At 46.4% G+C, this 20896-nt stretch carries 16 protein-coding genes; 6 read left to right on the forward strand and 10 right to left on the reverse strand.

Annotated elements, in window-relative coordinates:
* The 3 genes from ACZ5V1_RS17330 to ACZ5V1_RS17340 form a co-directional block, all read right to left on the reverse strand.
* Positions 1-2283: a pyridine nucleotide-disulfide oxidoreductase/dicluster-binding protein gene (locus tag ACZ5V1_RS17330; protein WP_464389921.1), complete on the reverse strand. Its 2283-nt coding sequence runs from the start codon at positions 2281-2283 to the stop codon at positions 1-3.
* A 59-nt stretch (positions 2284-2342) separates the two neighbouring features.
* Positions 2343-5060, reverse strand: coding sequence for a molybdopterin-dependent aldehyde oxidoreductase (locus ACZ5V1_RS17335; RefSeq protein WP_464389922.1), 2718 nt, complete (start codon positions 5058-5060; stop codon positions 2343-2345).
* 133 nt (positions 5061-5193) lie between these two features.
* On the reverse strand, positions 5194-6216 hold the full coding sequence (locus ACZ5V1_RS17340) for a molybdopterin-binding protein (protein ID WP_464389923.1): 1023 nt from the start codon (positions 6214-6216) through the stop codon (positions 5194-5196).
* Between the two features lie 187 nt (positions 6217-6403).
* On the opposite strand from ACZ5V1_RS17340, the gene ACZ5V1_RS17345 reads away from it, so the two are divergent.
* Complete coding sequence (locus ACZ5V1_RS17345) at positions 6404-6745, forward strand: winged helix-turn-helix domain-containing protein (RefSeq protein WP_464389924.1); 342 nt, start codon at positions 6404-6406, stop codon at positions 6743-6745.
* Positions 6746-6762: 17 nt separating this feature from the next.
* Here the strand turns inward: ACZ5V1_RS17345 and ACZ5V1_RS17350 are convergent, their stop codons facing one another.
* The 4 genes from ACZ5V1_RS17350 to modA are packed head-to-tail and all read right to left on the reverse strand — an operon-like array spanning position 6763 to position 9627.
* A complete protein-coding gene (locus ACZ5V1_RS17350) occupies positions 6763-7485 on the reverse strand; it encodes a Rossmann-like domain-containing protein (RefSeq protein WP_464389925.1) in 723 nt (240 codons plus the stop codon).
* Entirely contained in the window at positions 7469-8233 is a 765-nt protein-coding gene (locus tag ACZ5V1_RS17355) for an ATP-binding cassette domain-containing protein (protein ID WP_464389926.1), read from the reverse strand. Before ACZ5V1_RS17355 ends, ACZ5V1_RS17350 begins: the two co-directional genes overlap by 17 nt.
* Positions 8230-8889: a molybdate ABC transporter permease subunit gene (gene modB / locus ACZ5V1_RS17360; protein WP_160717234.1), complete on the reverse strand. Its 660-nt coding sequence runs from the start codon at positions 8887-8889 to the stop codon at positions 8230-8232. Before modB ends, ACZ5V1_RS17355 begins: the two co-directional genes overlap by 4 nt.
* Before the next feature lie 3 nt (positions 8890-8892).
* Positions 8893-9627, reverse strand: coding sequence for a molybdate ABC transporter substrate-binding protein (gene modA, locus ACZ5V1_RS17365; protein WP_464389927.1), 735 nt, complete (start codon positions 9625-9627; stop codon positions 8893-8895).
* Between the two features lie 150 nt (positions 9628-9777).
* On the opposite strand from modA, the gene ACZ5V1_RS17370 reads away from it, so the two are divergent.
* The 5 genes from ACZ5V1_RS17370 (at position 9778) to ACZ5V1_RS17390 (ending at position 17932) form a co-directional block, all read left to right on the forward strand.
* A complete protein-coding gene (locus ACZ5V1_RS17370) occupies positions 9778-10830 on the forward strand; it encodes a TOBE domain-containing protein (RefSeq protein ID WP_464389928.1) in 1053 nt (350 codons plus the stop codon).
* 489 nt (positions 10831-11319) lie between these two features.
* Positions 11320-15489, forward strand: coding sequence for a response regulator (locus tag ACZ5V1_RS17375; protein ID WP_464389929.1), 4170 nt, complete (start codon positions 11320-11322; stop codon positions 15487-15489).
* Position 15490: 1 nt separating this feature from the next.
* Positions 15491-16327 carry a CheR family methyltransferase gene (locus tag ACZ5V1_RS17380; protein ID WP_464389930.1) on the forward strand — a complete coding sequence of 279 codons (837 nt, stop codon included), beginning with the start codon at positions 15491-15493 and terminating at the stop codon, positions 16325-16327.
* Between the two features lie 19 nt (positions 16328-16346).
* On the forward strand, positions 16347-16931 hold the full coding sequence (locus ACZ5V1_RS17385) for a chemotaxis protein CheB (RefSeq protein WP_464389931.1): 585 nt from the start codon (positions 16347-16349) through the stop codon (positions 16929-16931).
* Between the two features lie 2 nt (positions 16932-16933).
* Positions 16934-17932 (forward strand): GGDEF domain-containing response regulator, encoded by a 999-nt coding sequence (locus tag ACZ5V1_RS17390; RefSeq protein ID WP_464389932.1) that lies wholly within the window; start codon positions 16934-16936, stop codon positions 17930-17932.
* Between the two features lie 187 nt (positions 17933-18119).
* Here the strand turns inward: ACZ5V1_RS17390 and ACZ5V1_RS17395 are convergent, their stop codons facing one another.
* The 3 genes from ACZ5V1_RS17395 to ACZ5V1_RS17405 are packed head-to-tail and all read right to left on the reverse strand — an operon-like array spanning position 18120 to position 20895.
* The gene (locus tag ACZ5V1_RS17395) at positions 18120-18590 is read right to left on the reverse strand and encodes a hypothetical protein (RefSeq protein WP_464389933.1); all 471 of its coding nucleotides are present in this window, start codon (positions 18588-18590) and stop codon (positions 18120-18122) included.
* Between the two features lie 2 nt (positions 18591-18592).
* Positions 18593-19885: a vWA domain-containing protein gene (locus ACZ5V1_RS17400; RefSeq protein WP_464389934.1), complete on the reverse strand. Its 1293-nt coding sequence runs from the start codon at positions 19883-19885 to the stop codon at positions 18593-18595.
* 26 nt (positions 19886-19911) lie between these two features.
* Entirely contained in the window at positions 19912-20895 is a 984-nt protein-coding gene (locus ACZ5V1_RS17405; protein WP_464389935.1) for an AAA family ATPase, read from the reverse strand.
* Between the last annotated feature and the right edge of the window lies 1 nt (position 20896).

Raw genomic sequence — 20896 nt, forward strand, 5'->3', positions numbered from 1 at the left:
TTATTTAGGAGGAATAATCTGCATACGATGCGACCATACATTGTGGATCAGGTATCCACTTTCATCCTTCGTGTATTCCATCCAGTACGTAACACTTACTGGCCGGAAGCTGGCAGCGTGAAGCTTGCTTTCTGTGTTGAATAAACTTTCATCGGTTGCTTCAACATGGTCTACAACTTTGCGGATGTCGCTTCGCAGAATACGGCGCTCTTCCATGTTGGCCGCAGCCTGTTCTGTGTACGTGATTACTGGCGCATTTTCTTCCGCTGGAGATTCTGCCTCGTTCCATAAGGTTGTGAGCAGGTGCTCTTTAAGACGCATACGATTTTCGCGACGTTCAGAAAAACCAGTAACCGGAATGGCGGCAGGGTCGGCATTGCAGCATGTGAGTGCAGGGTTGCTTTCAGGAAAAAGGATATCCAACAGATGGATTGTACGTTTGCCTGTTCTGGCAAGCATATCGCGACACATGGCGCAGTATGTGAGCACGTCTTGCTCATCCTCTGTACACTGAGAGAGCACATCCGCCCTGTGTTGAGATGCTTTGCGTGAAAGCTTAGGGTTTGCTGAATCGAGCAAGCCACCGAAACCGCAGCATTCAGTTAATGAACCGGAAAGATGTGGCTCTGTAGTTGAGATTGTCAGTTTTTCTGTGATGGAGCGAACATGCGTACGCATAGGCTCGTCATGGCGAGTGGAACATGGATCATGCAGAACGTATGGCTGTTGTGGTAAGCGCGCTTGCGCAGGCAGTCCTACTTCTTCCATAACTTCCCACAATGAGCGCGTTGGAATCTGCGGCAGCAGTTCTGCAAACATTGTTGCACATGTCGGACAGCCGGTAATCAGCTGCGGTTTTCCCATGGCTTCCCATTGCTGAAGGATCTGAGCAGTTGTTGTTTCCGTCAGATCTTTTTGCCCCGACCAGTGTGCAGGGGCTCCACAACAGTGGATGAATAAACCTACAGGCTCTTCGAGAGATGTCCGTAAGTATGCATAGGTACTTTCAACCAGATGGGGTGATATTGCGGGAAGCTGACACCCCGGAAAGAAAGCGTACGTGCTAGCGGAAGCGGAAGGTGCATTCTTTGCGAGCCTACCCGCGGTATTGGCAAACGCCATATCACGGATCGCAAATTCATGTGCAGAAGATGGCATTGTGGAAGCTGCCACCATCTCTTGTCGTGCTGACAGGCAGAGGTTCTGAACTGCAAAATCTTCAGGACAAATTTCTTCACATAAGCCACACAACATGCAGGAGTTGATCATTTTGTTAGCATGTCGTGTACCCATGATGATCGCGGCGTTGTTATAGATCTGCCGCGCGTATACCTTCGGATAGCTTTTGAACTCTGCCAAATACACACAGTTGTTTACACACTGCATGCATTCGCATTGTATGCACCTTCCGGCTTCCAGCATAGCTGTCGCTTCATCATATCCCTCATCACCTGCAGGAAGTTGTGGAAGTGAGGAGACTGTGGAGACTGCGGTTTGCAGTCGGGACCCGTACGATCCCTCCATGTCTCGACCTGCAGTGAGGGATACATTTTGTATAGACCGTTCCGCAGATAATGCTAACGTTCTGCCAAGGGCAATACGTTCTATCGTGGTAGCAATACAAGGGGTCGGAACGGAGAATACGGAGGAAATATTTGTTTGTAATATTTTGGGATTACTTAGTTCGCACGCATATTGATTTGCAACTTCAGGTGATGCTAACAGAACTGCATCCCATTCGGCGCAAGCTTTGGTAAGATCTGCTGGTGGTTCTTCATTGGAGAAGATGACACCAAGTTTTTCCATTGCCTGTTCATGCTGTGCAAATGCGTCTTCAGGAATACGGGACGCAATGTCGTCGTATGCTTCAGTAGAGAGAATGGTTGGGCTGATGCCCTTTTTAGCTAGATCCCACGCAGCAGCTAACGCACTAAGTCCGCCGCCAAGAATGAGAACGCGCTTTCCTTTGGACGGAAGAGGACGCACTGGCGGGTTCTTGGTTGCATTGGCTGCACAACAGCGCTCAAGCTCCGGCATATTAATGCTGCCGCCAAGGTCTTTGCGCAGGCATGTTTCCATACATGAGCCGTCGCACAGGTTGGCAGTAATATGCGGCATAGGCATGCTTTTATACAAAACAGCCCATGCTTCATTAATTTTACCCGCAGCCAATTTTTTGCAAAAGGTACGGACATCAATGTGCAGGGGACACTGGGCTTGGCAATGTGGCGCTTCTTCTTGCGTACACTGTGCTTCCCATTGGCGTAGTTCGTGTTGTTCCATAGCGCTCTACTAAATACGTCCGTGCTGCCGAAACAGCACGGACGGTTTTTTATTCTATATTACTTGTTAAGTTCTGCGAGCACTTTTTCAGGACGTGCAGGCAGATGACGAATGCGTGCGCCACAAGCACTGTAGATAGCGTTGATGATAGCTGCGTGCGGGCTGGTGAGTGGAAGCTCGCCAACACCGGATGCACCGAATGGGCCTTCAGGACGTTTGGACTCAATGAAGATGAGTTCCATATCGTCTGGAATCTGCTTGATGTATGGGAAGCCAGCACCAACCATGGTTGAATGCTTTTTGATGTCTTCGAAGTCTTCTGTAAGCGCAAGGCCGATAGCCTGAGCAAGACCGCCGTACATCTGGCCTTCAACAGCAAGCTGGTTCATGATGGTACCGATGTCGGATGCTGCTGTTATTTTCTCTACGGTAGTTTTACCGGTAGCGAGTTCTACAGCTACTTCAGCAAGGAATACGCCGTACATGTAACATGCGAACGGGTTACCCTGACCGTTTTCATCACAATCAGTACATGGTGCTGACCATTTACCATCAACGCGGGTAGGAATGTTTTCTGCTACCATTTCTGCGTGGGTGTAAATGGAACCGTCAGCTTTTGTCATCGCTGCAACCATTGCTTCACCGGTAGCTTTAATAGCACGACCGATTACAACCTGTGAGCGGGAACCACCAGCAGGGCCGCCGTTAGGGCATTTGCTGGTATCGTTCAGACAAACTCTGATTTTTTCAGCAGGAATACCCATTGGGCTGAGAGCTTCATGAGCAGTGGTTAAGGCACCAATGTCTGCACCCTGACCATGGTCATGCCATGTGGTGTAAACAGTGATGATGCCGTCTTCGTTAAGTTCCATTGCTGCTTCTGCAGTATCAGGACCGTCAAGACCACAACCGTAAACGCCGATAGCAATACCTGCGCCGCGCTTAACTTCCGCAGTGGAAAGTTCTGCTGCGCGTTTTTTTGCTGCTTCGTATTTAGGACGGATAGTGTCGAGAAGTTCAGGCAAGCTGTATACTTCTGGATCCTGACCTGAAGGAGTTGTAGAACCTTCACGGTATACGTTTTTGTAACGCAGTTCCAATGGGTCCATGCCGATTTTTTCAGCAAGTTCGTCCATGAGAACTTCGGAAGCAAACTCAGACTGCGGTGAACCGTAGCCACGGAATGCAGAACCCCATGCGTGGTTAGTACAAACGGTACGGCCTTCACCACGGATGTTGTCGATGTTGTAACCAGCACCGATGAACTGAGCACCGCGAAGTGTAAGAAGGTCACCGAACTCGGAGTAAGGACCGTGGTCAACAGACCAGTCAGTTTCCATACCGAGGAGTTTACCTTCGTTGTTAGCAGCCATGCGAACGTTCATAAAGAATGGGGAACGCTTACCGGTGTAAGTCTGCTGCTGGTACCATGTGTAGTTGAGGTACACAGGTTTGCCAGTAGCCATACATGCAGCGCCAACCAATGCTTCCATTGTAGGGCTGAATTTGTACCCGAAAGTACCACCGGCAGGGTTCATAACCATAACGATGTTATCAAGCTCTTCGCCAAGACCAGGAGCAATCATAGCAGCGTGCAGGTGCATACCGATAGATTTGGAATGGATAACGAGTTTGCCTTCATCGTTGCGGTATGCAAAACCTACGTCTGGCTCGATAGGCATGTGAGGCTGACGACCAACGTAGTAGTCACCTTCAATGGTAACGTCTGCGTCTTTAAAGATAGGTGCAGTTTCGTCGCCTTTGGCAACTTTCTGTACGAAGTATGTGTTAGGGGTGCCAGGGTGAATTTCAATAGCGTCGTCCTGCATTGCTTCAGGAGCGCTCATGTATGCTGGCAGCTCTTCGAGTTCTACTTTTACCTTTTCAGCAGCAGCTTTTGCATGCTTTTCGGTATCAGCACAAACGATAGCAATTGCATCGCCGAACTGGAATACTTTTTCATCACACAGAATAGGACGATCCCAACCATCACCTTTGTTGCTTGGGAAGGTAATAAGACCGGTAATGCGGTTTTTACCTTTAACGTCTTTGTGTGTAACTACTTTTACAACGCCTTCCATTTTCTCAGCTTCGGAAGTGTCGATAGAGATAATTTTTGCGTGAGAAACTTCTGCCTGTACAAGAGCACAACGCAGAGTGTCTGCAGGAAGTTTAAGACCTAAGTCTGCACCGTAATCAAGAGTACCGGTTACTTTTGCAACAGCGGACGGACGTGGGTATTTTGTACCCATGATGCGGCCTTCTACTGGTACGTCTTTCATCAGCTCATCACGTGTTTTGTCACCGCGCAGAACTGCAGCAGCATCCATAACAGCGTCAACAAGAGGTTTGTAACCTGTGCAACGGCATGCGTTACGATGCTTCTGGAACCAGTCACGAACATCTTCACGACTTGGGGACTGATTTTCAAGAAGAAGTGCGTAAGAAGAAATAATGAAGCCAGGTGTACAGAAGCCACACTGTGCGCCACCATGAGCAATCCAAGCAAGCTGGATAGGATGCAGATTGTCTGGTGTGCCCACACCTTCAGCAGTAACAATCTTAGTGTGTTCTGCGATGCGCTTCATTTTAATTGTACAAGTACGCTTAAGCTTACCGTCGACAACAACGGTACAACTGCCGCACTGGCCTGAACCACAACCAATTTTTACACTGGTAAGATTCAAATTCTCACGAAGTACGTTCGCAAGTGTTTCATCTTGTTCGCATATGACCATCCGGTCTACGCCGTTAACATGAAGCATTTTTTTTAACATGGAAGCTCCTCTCGGGTACCTAGGCGATCAAACAGCGGGATACAACACAAGGCGAAGGTTGTTGATGCTGTGAAAGGTACCACCACATATAGGTTATAAAGCAGGAGGGTTCTACAGCAGAACCAGCCAATTATTATGACGATTTACCAAAGGAACACAGCGGGAAGTGGCATGTGTCGCAGCCGGCACAAAAGCCGCCGTGTCCTAAGTTCGTAATATCTCTACGGGTAATGGTTTCGCCTGCGAGAATGCGTGGTACGATGAGATCAAAGATACTGGCGCGGTAGTACATGACGCAGCCGGGAAGTCCGATGATAGGTCGGCCATCCTTGTAGGCGAGCATAAACATGGCACCGGGGAAGGTAGGGGAGCCGTAGGTAACTACATCTGCTCCGGTGTCGCGGATACTGGCGGGTGTTCTGTCATCTGGGTCAACAGACATGCCGCCTGTTACAACAACAAAATCCATTCCCTGATCGAGGAACGAGGTGATGGCATCTGTTGTCATTTGCTGGTCGTCGGGAACAAAAACCTGTTCCGCAACGCTTGACCCGAGTTCGTGAAATTTTTTACGGATTACAGGGCCGAACTTGTCTGTAATTCTACCATTGTAAACTTCGCTACCGGTGGTAACAACGCCCACTCTGTGATGTTTGAACGGCTTAACCTGAATAACAGGGCCGCCCTTGGCGCAAACAGCTTCTACTTCTTCAACCTTGGATCGATCGGTAACGAGAGGAACAATGCGGGTACCTGCAACAGGGCGCTCTGTCATTACATGCAAGCCGTCGTGCATTGTTGAAAGCACAACTTCTTCAATGGCATTAATCTGATGTACTTTTTCAACATCGATGGACAGCAGCCCTTTGTTTGCAATAAGGTTTACTCGTCCTTCAGAAACATCACTTAGAGTGATGCCTTCACCGGAAACGGCCTTTGCAATACGTGCAGCGGCTTCGTTTTCATGAATTTGATTTTCGGTAAGATTAAGCACGTATAGGTGCTCTTTACCAATATCGAGAAGGGTCGGGATGTCCTCAGCTTTGACAATGTGGCCTTTCTTGAACGCAGGGCCTTTAGCCTCGCCCGGAACGATCCGAGTGATGTCGTGACAAAGAACCATACCAATTGAATTTTGAACTGGAACTGCCTGCATTGTAATCTCTTTTTGCGATTCAGGTTGATAAAAAAAGTAGTGAGTAGGCGATTACTGGTGCTTTTTCTTATGTCCACGAGGACATAATAAGTCAAACATTTTTTTATTAAAAAAAAATAGCATGGGTGTGAAATTGCTTAAGAAAAAATTCACAAGCGAGTGAGAGCAGTAATAAGGAGAGTGGACGATGCAAGCGAAGAGAGTAAAATACAAACTGTGGCTGGAAAAGGACGGCGAAATGCTGTTCGGTTCAGGTGGTGCGGTACTGCTTGAGCAGATTGATGCGCTGGGATCTCTTTCAGGAGCGTCGAAAGAGTTGGGGATGTCGTACAGAAGGGCGTGGGGACGCTTAAAGAAATTGGAAGAAAGTATCGGGGAAGATTTGGTGACAAAAGTTGGTGGAAACAAAAAAGGATACCGCCTTACAGAAACTGGAAGACGGTTTATTGCATCCTATAGAGAAGCGGAAAAGAAAATGGATCAAGCAGCTCAAAAAATTATGAAAGACTGCTTCAATTGGGTTCGGTAAGTTTGGGGTCGGTAAGCTTATTTGCTCATAGGACAAAAACGTTCCCAGTTCATGTATGGTGCAGCACCGGCAATGGTGGTTCCATAAAAGATAACCGGTTTGTCGGTGAGGAATAGATCGATGGAGTTGTTCGCAAGCGTAGTGCCTGTTACTAGTAGCAGGTCTGCCCATGCTATTGCCTCGTTTGTACTTTCTTTGGCCTCTACCATCACGCCGCGCTTTACTTGTCCGATGTTGTTGGGATCAAGATCGACAAGACGGACTTCAAAGTCTGACTGAAGCGTTTCAGTCATCATTGGCTGGAAACCGATAATTGTAATGCGGCATTTTCCGTATTTTTTTTGAATATATTCGCGAAGCTGTTTCGCACACTCTTTTGGTTCATTGTCTTTACAGTGGATGGTGTTGGTTGTGTTGTCATATGCACAACCTACGGCATTGAGTGTGGCAACAAAAATGGCGCGGTTAAAATCGTCGGTCAGTGGAAGGGCTGCAATATCTGCAAGTGTTCCGGAGAATGTGCCGCGGCTGCCGGTGAAAGCCTGACCTTTGTAGCCGTTGAATGTGGCTTCCATCAGATGCTCTTTGCCCTGCTGAATTGGGTAGTCCAGATCATCGGGCTTACCGATAGCTTCTTCAGCGGTGAGCGGCTTGGCGGAGACGACGATTTTTTCATGAAGAATATTTTGCTCTTTCCAATGGGAAAGAGCCTGCTCGTGGATATTAGCTAATGCCTGCATTCTGTTTCTCGCTTAACGTTGTGGTCGGCGTTATGGGTTTCATGCCACAGTGGTGGCATTGTTCATACATGATGTTGCTTTGAGCAGCCTGATGCGCCGCAAGCAACTGTGTATTAAGCCAGTTTGGAGAAAGTTTCCCCTGTTCCATTGCGATAATGGTGTCGCCAAGCAGGGTAGCCTCTTCCAGATCATGTGTCACATGGATAATTGGGATCGGAAGTTGTGTTTTAATTTCTAATAGCAGATGTTGAAGTTTTCGACGTGTGGTTACATCAAGCGCGGAAAACGGTTCATCCAATAATAGCGCCACGGGTTCTCGTGCCAGTGCCTGACAGAATGCTGCCCGTTGCCGTTCTCCACCTGAAATGGAGTGCGGCTTTTTGTGTTTTATGTGTCCAATTCCAAACGTTTGTAGTAACTCCGGTACGGTTTCCGGCTTTACTGCGGCAAAGAGAATGTTCTTTTCTACCGTAAGATGCGGGAAGAGTGTGTAGTCCTGAAATACCAGTCCTACATGCCGACGCTGCGGGGGAACAGCTATGCCGGATGTGCTGGAAAACCAGACGTTGCCATTACAGTTGATGGTTCCGCTGTCCGGAGTTTCAAGTCCTGCAAGCATACGAATAAGGGTTGTCTTTCCAGAGCCGGAAGGGCCGACGATCGCTGTCAGCGTATTTGACGGACAGGTTGTTTCAAGCTGCACGGTAATGTTTTCAAGCTGCTTGGAGACGGAAAGTGTGAGCGTCATGACTGCTGCCTCCCGTTGACGGCGTTGATGACCAAGAGAAATACAAAACATACAGGTACCAGTGCCGCAGACATATAGATGGCGTCATCATACCGCAGTGCCTCAACTGCTTCGAAGATTGCAATAGATGCAACCTGCGTCCGCCCCGGAATGCTGCCGCCGACCATAAGAATAACACCAAACTCCCCAAGACTGTGGGCGAACACCAGAATGGAGCTTGCCACGATGCCGCTTACACAGTTTGGGAGTATGACACGGTAAAACGTTTGGAATGGAGACAGTCCTAAAACTGCTGCACTTTCCAGTAATCGTTTGTCCAGTTTTTCAAACGACGCTCGCAGTGGCTGCACTGCAAAGGGTAGATTGAAAATGAGGGACGCAAATAGGATACCCGCAAAGCTGAATATGAGCCTGTCGCCTGTCAGGCTCTGCCATGTTGAACCGACGGCTCCCGAGGGTGTCATAAGAATGAGCAACCCGAAACCGAGAACCGTTGGGGGGATAACCATGGGCAGCGTGATGAGAGCATCCAGAATGCTTTTCCCTCTGCATTTTCCAAAGGCGAGGAAATATGCAGGGGGAAACGCAAGTAACGGAATGAGCACCATAGTACAAAACGCTAGTTTTGCTGAGAGGAGGAGGGGCTCTAGCGTCATAGTTTATTCGTACCCGTATTTACTTTTGATGGCCGTTACTGTTGGGGAACCGAGAAATGCTGCAAATTTTTCTGCTGCTTGTTTATTTGGTGTACTTTTAAGAATACATGCTTTCTGGATAACCATAGGTGCTTCTTTTACTGGGACAAAGCATCCTTTTTTTCCTTCAGGTGTGAACATGTAGGAGTACGCACAAAAACCTGCATCTGCTGCTCCAGTAGCCACATACTGGAACACCTGAGAGATTGATTGTCCGATGGCAAGTTTTGGCTGAACAGTTGTCCAGAGTTGTTCTTTTTTCAATGCAATCTTTGCCACGGTGCCGTATGGAGCAGTTTCTGTATTGGCAATGGCAATGTGAGTAACATCAGGGGAGCTGATGTTCTCTTTCCATGAATTTCCACAGAGTTTTTCATTACGTGTCCAGAGAACAATACGACCCTTTGCATAGATGAAAGGTTCCTGAACAAGGTTTTCAGCAAACAATTTTTCAGGGCGGAGAGTATCGGCAGCAAGGAACATGTCAAATGGAGCACCGCTTATGATCTGTCCGTGCAGCTTGCCTGTGGAAGTGTAGGTTGCCTGTACTGTGATCCCTGTTTCTTTTTCAAAAGCAGGGATAATCTCTTGCATTGCGGGCATAAAGTTCGCAGCCTGAGCAATTACGAGATTAGCTGCCTGTGCGTTAGCTGGCAGAGATACGCAAAGAACCATCATAAGGGTAAGCAGTAGTTTCATACGAAGTCTCCATATATTCTTAGAAACAGGAAGTTTGTAACCGTTGAAAATTTCATGACTTTACTTTTGTATCTGCTTCTATGAAGATTGCTTATTTAGAACAAGCACGTCACGGAAAAATTTGAAACCGTGACTTCCCGTGGAGTTGTCATGCCTGAACATGCCGGATCGTTATCCCCGCATACTATTTTTACTGTTTCTGATTCGTTGCGATATCTTGAGCCGCAACAGCTTGAGGTGTTCCTCCAATCGTTTAACGTGTGGTGTGCGGCAACGGACAGGCAGGAGTATGTGCGTTCCCGTCAGCGTATGCGCGCATTGTTTTTGCTGTTACGATTTACCGGAGCGAGACTTGGGGAAGTTTTGACGCTGGATGACAGAACTGCATTTGATTTTTCACGTAAAATTGTTTGCTTAGGGCATGGGGAAACCAAACGGGATGTTCCTTTGGAAACCTTTGCCAGCGATTCGATACAGGAAGTGCTCGAAAGTTCCATGGGGTACAGTCTTCGCGGACATTTTTTCCACATGGACCCGGGGTATGTGCGGAGAATTTTTTATGCCCGTGCCATGGATTGCGGTTTGCCGAAAGCTTTGGCAACGCCGAGAGTGTTGCGGTACAGCCGTGCTCTGGAAATGGTGCGCGGCGGTGTTCCGCTACTGGTCGTCAGTAACGTGCTCGGGCATTTATCCGCAGATGTTCTTGCAAGTTTTCGAAATTATACGAGTGATGATGTTACTTCGATTGTCCGCAAGGCGCATAATGAAATGCAACGCCGGACAAGTGCCCGTAACTCGTTTGTGGGGCATGTGGCGCGAGTGGCAGCTGATGGCATAATGGCCGAAGTTGAGGTTGTAACCGAATCCGGCATGTCAATTTTCTCCCTGATCACAGAAGAGAGTTTGCGTACGTTGAAAATTTGTATCGGGACTCCTGTTGTTGCGACTATAAAAGCGCCTTATATTGATATTAGTAAGCAATACGCTAGTAATGATGAGGGACACAGAAATAAATTTACGTGCAGTGTAGAACGTATTGCATCAACAGAAGTCTTATCTGAGGTAACGGGACATCTGGAAGATGGTAGCGGCATATGTTCACTTGTTTCTAAAAACGTGACTGAGTCTTTAAATATTGATGTTGGAAGTTTAGTTGACGTCTATTTTAAAGAACTTTCAGTCGTACTCCATTCTGTACATTAGGAAAAAGAACGTATTGTCTGGTTACAGTATTTGATGAAATGTGACTTGATCACGTATCCTTTCTAAACTCAATTTTGCTATCTATTCAAAAGAAACGAAAAGCCTTTGCACTCCATGCAAAGGCTTTTTTATTTAAAATTTTACTTAGTATTTCATCCAGTAATGGGAATTATGAATGTGTATTTTTATTTTCTATGTAAAAACATGATGATAAAAAGATATTCAGGAATGGTGAACAGTGGTCAGGGTGCTCGTAGTGCATTTTTGCAACGCGTTTTGAGATGGCTGATCCCCCCACGGTTTCTTGTTTACTCATAAAAAACATGGTTTTGAGTTAATAATATTGATTTTCTGTTCAAGTTAGAACATAGTCAGTGGTCTAATCTTACGTCTTAAAATAATTATGAATACGTTGTTGCTATGAAGAAGAGTGTTTCATTGTTTCAATGAAACGTGTGTAAGTGTTTGCGTATGCTCGGGGGGGCTTTGATGATCCGTCTTTCAGATATCCGTATTAGACCTAAACTTGTATTTTTACTTGTGTCTGTTGGTGCTATTCCTTTGCTTATTGTGAGCATTGTGGGGAGTAAGCTGGCAACAGATGCATTGATGGAAAAATCGTTTAATCAGCTGATAACAGTACAGTCGATTCGTAAAGGGCAAATAGAAGATTTCTTTACGACAAGTTTTGCTCGGATCAGTATTTTAGCCGATTCTGAACGAATTCAAGAAATGATGCGGTTGCTGACCAGACATCGTCTGGAGAAAATCAAAGATCGTTCTTTGGTCAAAGATGCGCATTCTCTGCAATATCAAGAAGAATTTCGAAGCCTTGTATCCCCGTTAAGAAAATATATTAGTGCTTATGGGTACCATGACTTGTTCCTTGTTGATGCTGACGAGGGAGACGTGCTTTTTTCACTTGCCCGTGAGGAAGATCTGGGAACAAATTTAAAGCTCGGCCAGTACGGGAATAGCGGGCTTGGCAGTGCGTGGAAGCGTGCTATTACTTCCGGAAAAACAACATTTATAGATTTTGCACGGTATGAACCAAGTGGTGGAGCCGAAGCAGCTTTTATTGCAGAACCCATTCGCGACGAATACGGCAAAGTTGTCGGTGTACTTATCTTCCAGTTAACTCCTAAGCTTATTACTCGCGTTGTTGATTCCCGTCAGGGAATGGGAAGCACGGGTGAATCGTATCTTATGGGCGTTAATCTGGCGCAGAATAAATATGAATTTCGTAGCAACCTGCGCACGATGGGTAATGGTGCTTTTGTTGTCGGCTATTCTCTCCAAAGCCCATTGGATTACTGGAAAGACGCTGCTGCTACCGGAGAATCCGGTGGTCATAGCACCTATACTGACAGTTCAGGTCAAGAGGTTCTTGTTGCCTATAATGAACTGAGCATTGCCGGTATCCGCTGGTTTCTTATCTCCAAGATTAATAAATACGAAGTGACTGCTCCTATCAGGCAGACGTATAGAGTGCTCGGCATTGTGTCCGGCTTTTTGCTTCTTCTTGTGGGTCTTCTTGCGGTTTTCTTTTCCCGTACAATCACTCGTCCGATCATTGCGGATATGGAATTTGCTCAAGCCATTGCAGATGGCAATCTTGACGCGACCATAGAGGTCGATCAGCAAGACGAACTGGGTGATCTTGCCCGTTCTCTTGATAGTATGGCTCGTAATCTTCAGGAACTGGATTGGTTGAAGTCCGGCAAGGAAGGGTTGGATGACTCTATGCGCGGGGAGCATACGCCTCAGGAACTAGCTCGAACATCTATCGCATATCTTTGTAAGCACATGAGCGCACAACTTGGTGCAGTCTATGCGTTGGTAGATGGCATGTTGGAGTTGAAAGCGAGTTATGCTTTTACTGATCGCAAAGGTAACTTTAACCGTGTTGCGATGGGTGAAGGGATCGTAGGGCAGGCAGCATTTGAAAACGAAATTATCGTGTTCTCAAATGTTACTGAAGATGTTCCTGCTGTGAACTACGGCGTAGGGGAAGTTCTTTCAAACGCATATATGGCAGTGCCAGTTGCTTTTGAGGGCAGTGTTGTCGGAGTTATTTTATTAGGAACTCTCGGCACGTTCTCGGCAGTACATAGAAAATTTATTGAGCAGAATATAGAAAACCTCGCGATTCTGATGAACGCTGCGCAGTCACGTCAGCTTGTACATGAGTTGTTGGAACAGGCACAGCAGCAACAGGAAGAGCTGCGTGTTACCAACGAAGAGCTGGAAGAACAGACCGATGCATTGCTTGAATCAGAATCACGATTACAGCAACAGCAGGAAGAACTTCGAGTAACGAACGAAGAGCTTGAAGGACAGGCGAAGGTTCTTAAAGAATCCGAATCGGAACTTCAGGCACAGCAGGAAGAGCTCCGTGTTATCAACGAAGAGCTTGAAGAACGCACAAAAGCGCTCGAAGAGCAGAAGACTGCCATTGCTGTAAAGAACTCCGAGTTGGTCAAAGCGCAGAAAGCGGTAAGGCAGAAAGCACAAGATTTAGAAGTCGCAAGTAAGTATAAGTCTGAGTTTTTAGCGAACATGTCGCATGAATTACGCACTCCTTTGAACTCAATTCTTATTTTATCTCAGTTGTTCGGTCAAAATAAAGACGGCAATCTGAGCAATAAACAGATTGAATCTGCCTATGCGATCCATTCATCCGGTTCTGATCTGCTGACTCTTATTAATGAAATTTTGGATCTTTCAAAAATTGAAGCAGGGAAAGTCGAGCTTATTATTGAGCCTGTCGGCGTTTCCAATTTGATTCAGGATATTAATCGTCTTTATAGAGACATTGCCGCAGATAAAGGAATTAATTTCGAAATAACTGTCGGGCAGGATGTTCCGGCAGCACTGGAAACGGATTCCCAGAGACTGCAGCAGGTCTTACGTAATTTACTGACCAATGCCTTCAAGTTTACGCATGAGGGAACAGTTTCCTTATCCATCACAAGGCCACCTCAGGCTATGACTGACGATTTGGGAATTGATGCCAGCAATGCATTGGCCTTTGCTGTATCTGATGAAGGAATTGGCATTGCAAGCGATAAGCAGGCCGCTATTTTCCAGGCATTCCAGCAAGCAGATGGCAGCACGAGTCGAAATTATGGCGGGACAGGACTTGGACTTTCCATTTCTCGCGAACTTACCAGATTGTTGCAGGGCGCTATTTATCTTGAAAGTGATGAAGGAAAAGGAAGCACATTTACAGTGGTTCTGCCTGAATTCTACCAAGAGAACACAGAACATACCGACGTATTTGAAAAAATAGACCTGCCGCTTGCAGCAGGGGGTGAAGGCTTTGCCAAGTCTGAGCCTGCTTCAATGGAAACAGTGACTAGTGAAGGGGAAGCGGGATCGCCTCAACTGTCTGCGCCAGTTGTTGTCTCGATACCAGTGCAAGAAAAGCCTGCTCCGCCGAAAGAGAGTGAATACGTTGAGGATGACCGTGTAGCCATTACTCCGGAATCACGAAGCCTGCTCATTATTGAAGATGATTGGAATTTTGCAAAAATTATGCGCGATTTCGGTCGTGAACGCGGGTTCCTGTGTCTTGTGGCAGAGGACGGTGAAACAGGGTTGCACTTTGCGGATTACTACAAACCGAGTGCAATAATTTTGGATGTTGGCCTTCCGGGAATTGACGGTTGGACTGTAATGGAACGATTGAAAGATAATCCTGAATTACGTCATATTCCAGTTCATTTCATGTCTGCTAACGACAATTCTTTGGATGCGTTGCGCATGGGCGCTATCGGGTATCTGGCAAAACCAGTGACCATGGAACATGTTGAAGAAGCATTCAGCGCGCTTGAAGATGTTATTTCCAAACCAGTCCGTAATCTACTGCTTGTAGAAGATGATAAAATCCAATGCCAGAGCATCAAAGACTTAATTGGTAACGGCGATGTGAAAACAACCGACGTTGCTACTGGCAAGGCAGCATATGAAGAACTCTCCAGAGGCAACTATGATTGTATGATTCTGGACTTAGGACTGGAAGATATGTCCGGCTTTGAGTTGCTGGAAAAGATTCGCATGAGTGAATCCTCCATGCGTGTGCCTGTCATTATTTATACAGGTCGTGATTTGACACATGATGAAGAAAAGCAGCTGAACAAATATGCCGATAGCATAATCATCAAGGGGGTAAAATCTCCAGAACGACTACTTGATGAGTCCGCTTTGTTTTTGCATCGAGTGGAATCAAACCTGCCACATGAAAAACAGCAGATGCTCAAGTTGGTACACGATAAAGAATCTGTGCTTAATGGCAAAAAAGTCATGATTGTGGATGATGATATGCGAAACGTTTTTGCGTTATCCAGTGTTCTTGAAGACAGAAATATGGATGTTGTTGTCGCTAAAAACGGTATCGAGTGTCTTGAAAAACTCGAAGAAGTCGACTCAATAGACTGCGTGCTTATGGATATTATGATGCCTAAAATGGATGGGTATGAGGCAATGACTGAGATTCGTAAAAATCCGGAATATGCAAAATTGCCGATTATTGCCCTGACCGCAAAAGCTATGAAGGGTGATAGAAGCAAGTGTATTGATTCTGGAGCAAGCGATTACCTTTCAAAGCCGGTGAATACCGATAAGCTTCTTTCTATGATGCGTGTTTGGTTATACTAGTATGTGTGAAATTGAGCAGGTCGAAAATGAGCGATTAGAGGTACAACTTCTGCTGGAAGCTGTTTATTTAAAATACGGATATGATTTTAGAAAATACGCAAGTGCTCATACAAAGCGCAGGCTGGAACATAGGCGTACGATTGAAGGGTTGCCTAATATGGCAGCAATGCAGCACTTGCTTATACACGATGAATCATTTTTCAACAGATTGCTTTTGGATTTGTCGATTAATGTAACTGAGATGTTTAGAGATCCTTGGTTTTACAAAAAGGTTCGCGAGTTTGTTGTCCCGTATCTGCAAACATATCCGTTTGCTAAAGTGTGGCATGCAGGCTGCTCCGCAGGGCAGGAAGTCTATTCCATGGGCATTGTTTTGCGGGAAGAGGGCATGAAAGAGCGTGTGCAAATGTACGCAACAGACTTTAATGAACTGGTTTTAGCTAAGGCTAAGGACGGCATTTACCCCATGAATCTGGTGCGCGAATATACCGCAAACTACCAGCAGGCAGGGGGAAGTAGTTCTTTTTCAGATTATTACACTGCGGACTACGACAGTGTTGTTATGAAGAGATTTTTAAAAGAACAGGTTCTTTTCTCTTCGCACAATCTTGTGACAGATGGCGTGTTTGGAGAAATGAATGCTATTTTCTGTCGCAACGTTCTTATCTATTTTAATAGAGATCTGCAAAATAGAGTGCTGAACTTGTTCTACGAAAGCTTATGTCCGGGGGGATTCCTATGCCTTGGGTCAAAGGAGAATATTAAGTTTTCAGACGTAGCACATAAGTTCGAAGTGGTTGCTGAACGTGAGAAAATTTATCGTAAAAAACGCATGTAATTACTCACTAGGATAGCAGATGGAGAAGAGCACACGAAAATATGAAGCTATTGTTATAGGAACATCTACAGGTGGCCTCACCGCTTTGCACCGTGTTTTTTCACAATTGGATGTAAAATTTCGACTGCCTATTCTTATTGTTCAGCATGTCAGCCCGAATTATGAGAGTCGACTACCAGTTTTGCTTAGTCAGTACGGCACGGGCTTAGTGAAGGAAGCTGAGGATAAGGATCAAATTAGAGAAGGTAACGTATATATTTCTCCACCAAATTATCACCTGTTAGTGGAACCGGACAAAAGTCTTGCGTTATCTGTGCAGGACAGGGTTAATTTTTCGCGACCATCTATTGATGTTTTATTTGAGACTGCGTCAGAAGCATATTGTGAATCCCTTGTGGGAATTATTCTGACAGGGACAACTTTTGACGGTGCAAAAGGATTGTCTACAATACAAAAACGCTGCGGCCTTACGATTGTTCAATCTCCGGAATCTGCGGAGTTTGATGCAATGCCAAGGGCTGCACTTGCTGCTTCAAATCCGGATTTTATTCTTCCCTTGAATGAAATCGGGCTATTTATGAATTCACTTAGTAATAGAGGATAACCATGGGAATCGCCAAGGTACTCATAGTGGATGATAGGCCAGAAAATCTCCTTACGTTGGAAGGCCTGTTAGAACAACCTGGAATAGATATTATTCGGGCAAACTCGGGTGAGGAAGCACTCGCCCAGATGCTTGATCATGATTTTGCATTGGTTTTGCTGGATGTTCAGATGCCGGGAATGGACGGCTATGAAGTGGCAGAGCTTATGCGTGGTAATAGAAAAACAAAGCATATTCCGATTATTTTTGTAACGGCAGAGGTAAAGGGGAAAGCCCAAGTCTTTAAAGGATATGAATCCGGCGCGGTAGACTATTTGTTTAAGCCGCTTGATACTCATATTTTTAAAAGTAAGGTGGGCGTTTTTATCGAGCTGTTCCATCATAAAGAAGCGCTTGAGAAGAAGAGTCTTGAGCTTGACCAAAAGCTTGCAGAACTTGAAGAACTGCAACAGCAGTTGGAGCAGACAAACGAACAGCTCCTCCTCCTTTCCATTACTGACGGCCTTACAGGCTTACTGAATAAGCGTCAGTTTAATACAAACTTTTCACATGAATGGAAGCGGGCACACCGAAATAAGTCTTGGTTGTCCCTTATTCTTATCGATATTGATTTTTTCAAAGCATATAATGATACTTACGGACATGCTAAAGGCGATGAATGTCTCGTTCAGGTTGCGCAGTCGTTATCTAACACCGTAAAACGTGATGTTGATAAAACGGCGCGTGTGGGCGGTGAAGAATTTGCGATAATTTTGCCGGATACTGAACTTGCAGGAGCGCAGTACGTTGCAGAGCGTGTTCGTAATAATATCGAGTTGCTTGCTATCCCCCATGACGGTTCGCCCGTTTCGGAACACGTGACCGTAAGCGTTGGCGCTGCTTCTATTGTCCCGACACAAAAAGAAGACACGCTTTCACTGATAAAGGCCGCAGATGCTGCTTTGTATAAAGCAAAAGGCGATGGTCGTAACGTGTGTTGTACGGCTGTTCTTGAGTGTTAACAGTAAGCTCTGACCCCCGAATCAGTTTTTACTGTTCTTTTTGAAAGATGTATTTCCGTGTGGAATTCTTCACAGCTTTTAGTGAGGAATCTAAATAGACTTTCCGAGAAAAATAAATTTTCTTGAAAAAAGGGCTGTCCTTCAAACGAAGGACAACCCTTTTGGTAATTGTAATTGCGAGGAGTGGTTACGCTGTTTTTCGAGCCACCGATTGTAAAATTCGTTCCGCTACAAAAGTAGGGGCGAGAATGCCTTTTGCCGATGCAGAGGTTTTGAGGCTGCCTTGTGTATTGACTGCGGTGCTGTTCATGGAAGCGATGAGTGCTTTTTCGAACGCGTCACGAAGGATTGTGAGCGACTCTTCTACTTCTGGATACGCATTCGACTCTCGCCACGGAAGCTTGAGAGTAACAAGCGTATCCTTTTCTTTATGTGACGGAGCCGCGAGTTGATAATACTCTGAAGGCTTCCAGTCTGTGCGTTCATGCTGGTCAGGCCAACAGTGTGTCCAGCCGACCTCGGGAGGCTTTGGGATGGTGCTTGTTGTTCGCACCGGCGGCATGGCGAGACTTTTTTCAAACTCTGTAAGAGTAATGGTATAGGTCAGAATCGGGCGGAAGTTGCCTCGTTTTTTACTGATGGACCAGTCAATATTCATGGTTACTCCAGAACAAGCACTTCGCCGAAAGGCGGAGCGTTGTATTGTGGTGTTGTGCTGACCCAGAGTACAGGATATCCGGGGTCTTCTGGAAATAGGTTACATTGCATGTCTGTTAAGTAGATGAGACATGCAGGTATGATTCCTTCTTCTTCCAATCTATGAAATGGTGGACGAAAATCTGTCCCGCCACCACCGGAAGCTGTGAGCTCAAGCGGCAAATCCCATTTGGAGAGTCTTTTTTCTTCCGAAATTTGTGTGTCACAGGCAATGGCTGTGATGGTTGTATCGAACTCTTCAAGAATGTCGGAAAGTTCTGCTGCAAAGATGTCCAGTTCATGCTGCGTGATGCTGCCGGATACATCCACTGCTACGGCAACTTCCGGCAACTCTTCACTGTGCATGCCGGGAAGAAACAACCCTGCGTGGATATAGCGTCTGTTGGGACGCACCCACGAGAAATCGTTTTTTGCAGCATCTGCCATGAATTGTCGCAAGAGTTCCTGCCAGTTGAGGGTTGGAGACATTATGTTGTTAAACAGCCGTTCCATATTGCCGGGAAGGTCTCCAAATTCAAGTGATTTGTGGATAGCTTGAGTGAGCGCCGAACGCCATGCGTCTTCCTGTTGCTGTGTGGACTCACAGTCTGTTCCGCCGCCGTTTGATGGCGCATCGCGTACTTCACCGGTCATTCCCGGATCGTTGCTGTCGTCGGACTGATCCTGATCATCCTCACCATCATCGCCAGCTCCTGCACCGTCACCTTGATCTTCCGGTGCTTCGCCATCGCTGCCCTGTGCAGATTTTTCGTCTTCACTTTCAGACATGGCATCGCCGTCACCGCCGCCTTCCAGATCTTCTCCTGCAACTGCGCCTTGTTCAGCACCACCATCGGCTCCGCCCTTGAGTTCTTCATTATGGTTTTTGAGCGCAGAATAGATAGCCTCGGCACTTTTTCCGTGGTGTTTAGGATCATCAAGGTAGCCAGTTGGAAGTTCGATTCCAGCTTCCAGAAGGACTGGGTTGATTGCGTAATCGCAGGAAGTGTTCCAGAGCTTTACGTCCCGTAGCCCACGCCGTGTATGGTGACAGCAGGCAAGGTGCAGTACCTCATGGCACTGCAACCCTTTCACTTTCTCTAATGGGAGAGCATCAATGTAGATGGGGTTGTACCCAAGTGTTTGCCCGTCTGCCCATGCTGTTCGGCATGTTGGGTCTTCGCGGAACTCCAAACGGAGAGCGAGGTTTGCAAAAAATGGATGATCAAGCACAAGCTCCATGCGGGCTTTGAGCATTTTTGTCTGCGCGGCTTGGTGCATAGTTAGACCAGAATGTCGCTGTTGGCACATGCCCAGTTAGCGAAAGAAGAAGTTTCCACAATTGATGGTGATGTGGCGGCCGAGTCACGCATAAGCAGCACACTGAATTCGATAGGAAGTCGCGAGGCTAGGATAGCAATCTGAGGAATTACGTCGTCCGATGCTTTGCGGGCGACTGATTCGCAGAGTGCGTATACTACAGCAGGATCGTCCGGAAGTTCAATTGTGTCAGGATTTGCGAGAACGGCTTCGACGCTTGGTAACTCATCACATGCAGTCATGAATGCAAGATATTCTGTCGCTGCACCTTCGCCAACCGCGCCTGTTATCAGGGCACGTTTTGTATTGGCTACAGGGCTAGCAGCGAGGATGTTGGAAACGAATTCCCAAGATCGAGGGGATGGAAAAGCTTTGTCATTTTTTTTCGGATCAAAAGCATGAAGTAATTTAGGACGAAAACGCAAAAATGCTTTGAGTGACGGGATGACTTCGTTGTCGTCCGCCCATGTGAGCCAGTCGTCAAGGTTTGCTTCAAAATCGAGATGCACCATGCGGTTTGCGAGCGCAGAAGGCATCCTGTGGGTTACTGCTTTGTCTGATTCGCGGTTACCTGCTGCGAGAATAGTCCAGCCTTCGGGCAGTTCGTATTCGCCAAGTTTTCTATCGAGAACAAGCTGGTAACATGCGGCCTGAACTAGTGGTGGTGCAGTGTTTAGCTCATCTAAAAAGAGAATACCTTTACCTTCCGTAGGCAGGAAAGAGGGGGCACACCAAGCGGTTTTTCCTGTATCATCAATGCGAGGAATACCTCTAAGGTCAACAGGGTCAAGAAGGACAGCGCGGATATCCACAAGGGTAAGTCCTTTTTTTGCTGCCAGTTGTGCGACTATTTGGCTTTTGCCTACACCGGGGGCTCCCCAGATAAATGCTGGTTGTTTTACTGTGAGCAGTGTTTCTAAAGCAGATGCAATCTCGGATGGTCTCATT

It is taken from the genome of Halodesulfovibrio oceani subsp. galateae (assembly GCF_055397225.1).